The sequence below is a fragment of the Intrasporangium oryzae NRRL B-24470 genome, assembly GCF_000576595.1.
Classification (GTDB): Bacteria; Actinomycetota; Actinomycetes; order Actinomycetales; family Dermatophilaceae; genus Intrasporangium_C; species Intrasporangium_C oryzae.
Map to the genome: position 1 here is coordinate 1 of NZ_AWSA01000088.1, position 6,460 is coordinate 6,460.

Consider the following 6,460-nt stretch of genomic DNA (forward strand, 5'->3'; position numbering starts at 1 on the left):
CGCCCCTGCGGGACGGCTGGCGCGGCGGGATGCGCGCGCAGGTGCCGCCGCCTCGGCGGCGGGAGCGGCTGCGCCGCCTCCGGCCTGGCGGGCCTTGATGGCCTCGACGAGGTCGCTCTTGCGCATCTTCGTCGTGCCCGTGATGCCCATCGAGGAGGCGACACCCTTCAGCTCGTCCAGCTTCATGGCGGACAGGCCGGAGACCGGGCGGGTGGTGGTTTCTGACACGAAGGATCCTTCCCCCTCGTTTGCGGCCCGGGAGACGTCCACGGGGCCGGGCTTGGGCCAGTGACTCTGGCCAACGGGATCCCCATCGCCGCAGCACGCGTCGGAGGCGAGCATCGTCGCCTCGGCGTTGGGGGTGACGCACCGGCCTGCGCGAACGCGGCCTGTGGTGCACTCAGAGGATAACACCCACCCCCCGACATTCGGTTGAAGCCGACTGTCAAATCCGGGTCAGGCGACCGTCACCTCTGCGCCGGTCAGGGCGATCCCCGGCGTGACGCGTCGCCAGCGCGCGTCGTCCGTGACCGCGACCTCGGCGGCCGCGTCGCGCGTCGTGAGGACGAGAACGGTCGGTCCGGCGCCCGAGACGAAGGCCGCGTGACCCCGCGACCGCAGCCGGTCGACGAGGGCCATCGTCTCGGGGTACGAGGGGCGCCTCGCCTCCTGGTGGAGCCAGTCGCGGGTCCCCGCGAGAAGGTGGGCCGGGTCGGCCGTCAGGGCGTGGACGAGCAGCGCGGCCCGTCCGGCCCCGGCCGCGGCCGCCGCGAGCGGGACGGTCGGGGGCAGCACCGCTCGTGCCGTCCGGGTCGAGAGCTGGGTGTCGGGGACGAAGGCGACGACGTCGATGTCCGGGTGCAGCGCGGGCCGGGCCGTGACCGTGCACTCGCCGCGGTCGAGTCCCGTGCCGTCCGGCATCCAGCTGACCGTCAGGCCGCCGTAGACGCTCGCGGACGCGTTGTCGGGGTGCCCCTCCAGGCTGCTCGCGAGGTGGTTGGCGACCCCGAGGTCGACCGCCACGGGGGCTCCGGGAGCGAGCCCAGCGGCATACGGACTCTCGGGGCCCCCCGAAAGTGCTTGGGCCGCAATGACGCCCGCGACGATGGCGGTGGCGGACGAGCCGAGGCCCCGCCCGTGCGGGACCCCGTTGGTGGCGGTGAGCTGCAGACCCGCCGGAGCGTCGACACCGAGGACCGACCACGTATGCCGCATGGTGGCGACGACGAGGTGGGTGTCGTCGGTGGGGACGTCGTTCGCCCCCTCCCCCGTGACCTCGACGTGCAGCCCCGGCTCGGCGGTGGCGGTGACGAGGTAGTCGTCCCAGAGGCCCAGGGCGAGCCCGATCGAGTCGAAGCCGGGGCCGAGGTTGGCACTGCTCGCCGGCACGCGCACCCGGACCGAGCGCCGACCCGGGCGCACGGGCGAGGACACGGTGCCGGAGGAGCTCACGGGATCAGCCTTCGAGCCCGAGCGCCCGGGCGGCCGAGTAGGCGTCGACCGACACGCGGGTCGGCTGCACCTCGGAGCCGTCGGCGGTGCGCAGGGCCCACTGGGGGTCCTTGAGGCCGTGGCCGGTCACGGTGCACACGATGCGGACACCCGCGGGGACGAGCCCGGCCGCATGGCTCGCGAGCAGGCCGGCGACGGAGGCCGCCGAGCCGGGCTCGACGAAGACGCCCTCGCGGGCGGCGAGGAAGCGGTGCGCCTCGAGGATCTGCTCGTCCGTCACCGCAGCGATGCGCCCGCCCGACTGGTCGCGCGCCTCGATCGCCTGGTCCCACGACGCCGGGTTGCCGATGCGGATCGCCGTCGCGATCGTCTCCGGGTGGTCGACGGGGTGGCCGAGGACGAGCGGCGCCGCCCCTGCGGCCTGGAAGCCCCACATGACGGGCAGGTGGGAGGCCGGCCCGGGCTCGTCGCTCACCGACGGGTCGGAGGAGTACTCGCGGTAGCCCCGCCAGTAGGCCGTGATGTTGCCGGCGTTGCCGACGGGAAGGCAGTGGATGTCGGGGGCGTCGCCGAGAGCGTCCACGACCTCGAAGGAGGCCGTCTTCTGCCCCTCGATGCGGGCCGGGTTGACGGAGTTGACGAGCTCGACGGGGTAGGCCTCGGCGAGCTTGCGGGCGAGCGTGAGGCAGTCGTCGAAGTTGCCGTCGACCTGAAGGAGCGTCGCGCCGTGTGCGATCGCCTGGCTCAGCTTGCCCATCGCGATCTTGCCCGCCGGGACGAGCACGGCGCACGCCATCCCGGCCTTCGTCGCATAGGCGGCGGCCGAGGCGCTCGTGTTTCCCGTGCTTGCGCAGATGACCGCCTTGGCGCCCTTCTTCGCGGCGAGGCTGATCGCCGTCGTCATCCCGCGGTCCTTGAACGAGCCGGTCGGGTTGAGCCCCTCGTACTTGAGGTGGACCTCGGCCCCGACCATCGCGGAGAGGCGTTCCGCGTGGATGAGCGGCGTCCCGCCCTCGTGCAGGGTGATGACCGGGGCATCAGCGAGCATCGGCAGCCGGTCGGCGTACTCGGGGATGACACCCCGCCACTGGTGGGCCATCAGGAACCTTCCACGCGCATGACCGAGTTGACGCCGCGGACGACGTCGAGGGTGCGCAGTCGCTCGACGGTGGACGAGAGGGCAGCATCGGTCGCGGTGTGCGTGACGATGATGAGGTTGGCGCGCGCCGCCTGGCCGGCCTCGCCGGGGACGAGCTGCTGGCGCACGGTCTCGATGGAGACGTCGTGGGCGGCGAAGGCGGAGGCGACCTGGGCGAGGACGCCGGAGCGGTCCTCCACGTCGAGGCTGATGTGGTAGCGGGTCATCGCATCACCCATGGTGAGGATCGGCAGGTCTGCATAGCTCGACTCGCCGGGGCCCAGGCCACCGCCGACCCGGTGGCGAGCGACGGCGACGATGTCGCCGAGGACCGCCGACGCGGTCGGGTCGCCGCCCGCACCCTTGCCGTAGAACATCAGCTGACCGGCGGCATCGGCCTCGACAAAGACGGCGTTGAAGGCCTCGCGGACGCCCGCGAGCGGGTGCGTCCTCGGGATCATCGCCGGGTGCACGCGGACGGAGACACCCCGGTCGCTCCGCTCGCAGATCGCGAGAAGCTTGACGACGGCGTCCATCTCGCGGGCCGCGGCGACGTCGGCCGCGGTGACCTCGGTGATGCCCTCCCGGTAGACGTCGGTGCCCGAGACCCGGGTGTGGAAGGCGAGCGAGGCGAGGATGGCCGCCTTGGCCGCGGCGTCGAAGCCCTCGACGTCGGCGGTGGGGTCGGCCTCGGCGTAACCGAGGGCCTGGGCCTGCTCCACGGCGTCGGCGAAGCCGGCCCCGGTCGTGTCCATCTTGTCGAGGACGTAGTTGGTCGTGCCGTTGACGATGCCGAGGACCCTGGTCACCTCGTCGCCGGCGAGCGACTCGCGCAGGGGGCGCAGGAGCGGGATCGCGCCCGCGACGGCGGCCTCGTAGTAGAGGTCCACGCCGTTCTCGGCGGCAGCGGCATACAGGGTGGGGCCGTCCTCGGCGAGCAGCGCCTTGTTGGCCGTGACGACCGAGGCGCCGTGCTCGATCGCGCGAAGGATGAGCGAACGGGCCGGCTCGATGCCGCCGATGACCTCGACGACGACATCAGCCCGCGTGACGAGCTCGTCGGCGTCGGTCGTGAACAGCGCCGGGTCGACCCCGAGGTCGGACCGGTCGCGCCCGGCGCGACGCACGGCGATGCCCACGATCTCCAGTGGCGCGCCGACGCGGGCCGCCATGTCGTCGGCGTGCTCGGTGAGGAGGCGCGCAACGGCGCCTCCGACGACGCCGGCCCCGAGAAGCGCGACCCGAAGCGGACGATGGGTACTCACGACACTGACCACCCTGCGAATCCTGCCGCTTGTCCGCCTGATGGACGGTCGTTGTTTCGCGATCCGGACATGCACACCGAAAGATCTGCACCGCCGACGCCCCCCGACCGACCGCTCATCCCGGACATCTCAGACGTCGAGAGCGAGAAGGTCGTCGATGGTCTCGCGCCGGACGATGACCCGCGCGACCCCGTCTCGCACGGCGAGCACCGGCGGGCGGGGGGTGTGGTTGTACTGGCTCGACAGGGCACGGCAGTAGGCGCCCGTCCCGGGCACCGCGATGAGGTCGCCCGCCGTGATGTCGGAAGGGAGGAACTCGTCCTTGACGACGATGTCACCCGACTCGCAGTGCCGGCCCACGACGCGCGCCAGGACTGGCTCGGCGTCGGAGGCTCGGTTGGCCAGGGTGCACGAGTAGTTGGCGTCGTAGAGCGCGGTCCGGACGTTGTCGCTCATGCCCCCGTCGACGGAGACGTAGGCGCGGGAGGCGCCGCCGTCGAGGTCGACCGGCTTGACGGTGCCCACCTCGTAGAGGGTGAAGGTGCTCGGGCCGGCGATGGCGCGCCCCGGCTCGATCGAGATCCGCGGCACGGGGACGCCGTCGGCGCGGCACTCGCGCTCGACGATCGCGGCCATCTGAAGGGCGAGCTGCCGCGGCGGAAGGGGGTCGTGCTCGGTCGTGTACGCGATGCCGAACCCGCCACCGAGGTCGAGCTCGGGCATCGCGTGGCCGAGCTCCTTCGCGATGCGGGTGTGCAGGCCGAGTGCGCGGTGGGCGGACACCTCGAACCCTGCGGTGTCGAAGATCTGCGAGCCGATGTGCGTGTGGAGGCCCAGCAGCCGGAGGGTGCCGGGGCGCTCGAGAACGAGGCGGGCGGCCTCGAAAGCGTGCCCACCCGAGAGGGACAGCCCGAACTTCTGGTCCTCGTGTGCGGTGGCGATGAACTCGTGGGTGTGCGCCTCGACCCCGACGGTGACCCGGATGAGGACCGGGGCGACAACGCCGAGCTCGGCTGCGACCGCGGAGACGCGCTCGATCTCGTCGAAGGAGTCGATGACGATCCGGCTCACTCCGTGCTCGAGCGCGGCCCGGATCTCGGCGACGCTCTTGTTGTTGCCGTGCATGCCGATCCGCTCGCCGGGCACGCCCGCCCGGATGGCGACGGCGAGCTCGCCGCCGGTGCACACGTCGAGATGCAGGCCCTCCTGATGGATCCAGCGGGCCACCTCGGTGCAGAGGAAGGCCTTGCCTGCGTAGAAGACGTCGGCGCCGCTACAGAGGTCGGCGAAGACCTCGTCGTAGGTCTGCTTGAAGCTTCGCGCGCGAGAGCGGAAGTCCGCCTCGTCGACGACGTAGGCCGGGGTGCCGAACTCGCGGGCGATGTCGGCGACACCCACGCCTCCGACGCTGAGCACGCCGTCGTCACCACGCTCCACCGACTGGGCCCACAGGGAGGGCACGAGGGCGTTGACGTCCGCTGGGGTCTGGAGCCAGGCGGGCCCTCGGTATCCCTCCGCGTGGAGGGCTCCGGCTTCGTGTGCACGCATTCCTACATCCTTTCGGGGGCCGCGGCCCCCACGCGTGAGAGTCCATTGCGCAAGACGATCCGCGCAGCGGTCGCGAGGGCGAGACGGGCCCCATGGATCGACAGGATCGGCTCGTCCGGCGCGGCGGGGCGGATCGGGTGCTGCCAGCCGGAAGCCAGCGCAGCCAGGTCGACGAGGGCTCGGCGAGTCTGCTGCGGGTCGCCGGCGTGGGTGTCGAGGCGTTGGGGAAGGTCGGCGAGCGCGACGAGGAGGTGACGCTCGACGACGTGGGTGAGCTCCTCACGGCGGTCGGTCTCGCGGATCTCCACACCGACCGCCTCGGCGTTGCGGATGAGCCGGCACAGTCGCGCGTGCGCCAGCTGGACGTGGCGGAGCGGGTCGCCAGGATGACGCGCGCCGGGCTCCTCGACGACCTCGGCCACGTCGCCCATCGACTGACCGGGTGCGAGCGCCCACGTGTCGGCGTGCTCGAAGACGGTGGCGATGATGCCCGACCGGGCCACGTCGCTCAGCGTGATGGCGAGCAGCCCCGAGGGCGCGACCTCGACCGCCTGGACGGAGCGCTCCTCCGTCAGGCCCTGGGCGAGGATGCGCGCGAGCTCACGTGCCTCGAGGTCGAGCTGCGGCGCCCATCGCTGGGTGACCGGTGTGACCCAGTCGGCCACGACGCCGGCCGGGCGGACCTCGGCGGGCCGGAAGATCGGACCGGCGGGCGGACCGGCCTCGGCCCCGTCGGGCAGCACGCCGGTCCGGGCGGCTCGGGCGGCCACGTCGCCAAGGATCCGGCGCAGCTGCTCGGGCGTCATGCCGCCGAGTCTACGAGGCAGCCCACGAGTCGATCGGACCCCCCGAGGGCCGGTCATCGGGGGCTCTGTAGACGGTGTGCCACTCCCCCATTCCTCGAACCGGCCCGAGTGCTGCTAATCTCACCGGGCGCACCAAAATGCGCGCGACGCCCCCGTAGCTCAGGGGATAGAGCACCGCCCTCCGGAGGCGGGAGCGCAGGTTCGAATCCTGCCGGGGGCACTAGTGTGATGTCCCGAGACACCGTTGACAG

General features: G+C 72.4%; 6 protein-coding genes and 1 tRNA gene. 1 reads left to right on the plus strand and 6 read right to left on the minus strand.

Annotation, left to right across the window (positions count from 1 at the left end):
- From N865_RS20940 to N865_RS20965, 6 genes are all read right to left on the minus strand, one after another.
- Positions 1–228, minus strand: a 228-nt coding sequence (locus tag N865_RS20940) for a Rho termination factor N-terminal domain-containing protein (protein WP_322786077.1), incomplete at its 3' end; no start/stop codon positions are given.
- A gap of 228 nt (positions 229–456) precedes the next feature.
- The gene (locus N865_RS20945; protein ID WP_245603862.1) at positions 457–1,452 is read right to left on the minus strand and encodes a homoserine kinase; all 996 of its coding nucleotides are present in this window, start codon (positions 1,450–1,452) and stop codon (positions 457–459) included.
- A 4-nt stretch (positions 1,453–1,456) separates the two neighbouring features.
- Positions 1,457–2,551, minus strand: coding sequence for a threonine synthase (gene thrC / locus N865_RS20950; RefSeq protein WP_034810220.1), 1,095 nt, complete (start codon positions 2,549–2,551; stop codon positions 1,457–1,459).
- A complete protein-coding gene (locus tag N865_RS20955) occupies positions 2,551–3,855 on the minus strand; it encodes a homoserine dehydrogenase (RefSeq protein ID WP_051511201.1) in 1,305 nt (434 codons plus the stop codon). The genes thrC and N865_RS20955 overlap by 1 nt, the downstream gene beginning before the upstream one ends.
- 129 nt (positions 3,856–3,984) lie before the next feature.
- Positions 3,985–5,403, minus strand: coding sequence for a diaminopimelate decarboxylase (gene lysA / locus N865_RS20960; protein WP_034810222.1), 1,419 nt, complete (start codon positions 5,401–5,403; stop codon positions 3,985–3,987).
- 2 nt (positions 5,404–5,405) lie between these two features.
- Entirely contained in the window at positions 5,406–6,209 is an 804-nt protein-coding gene (locus N865_RS20965) for a DALR anticodon-binding domain-containing protein (protein WP_034810223.1), read from the minus strand.
- A 148-nt stretch (positions 6,210–6,357) separates the two neighbouring features.
- Here N865_RS20965 and N865_RS20970 point away from each other — a divergent pair.
- Positions 6,358–6,429 (plus strand) — tRNA-Arg (locus N865_RS20970).
- Positions 6,430–6,460 lie beyond the last annotated feature (31 nt).

Coding starts and splice junctions, on each gene's coding strand:
- thrC (WP_034810220.1), bottom strand. CDS start 2,551: ATGGCCCACCAGTGGCGGGGTGTCATCCCCGAGTACGCCGACCGGCTG.
- lysA (WP_034810222.1), bottom strand. CDS start 5,403: ATGCGTGCACACGAAGCCGGAGCCCTCCACGCGGAGGGATACCGAGGG.
- N865_RS20965 (WP_034810223.1), bottom strand. CDS start 6,209: ATGACGCCCGAGCAGCTGCGCCGGATCCTTGGCGACGTGGCCGCCCGA.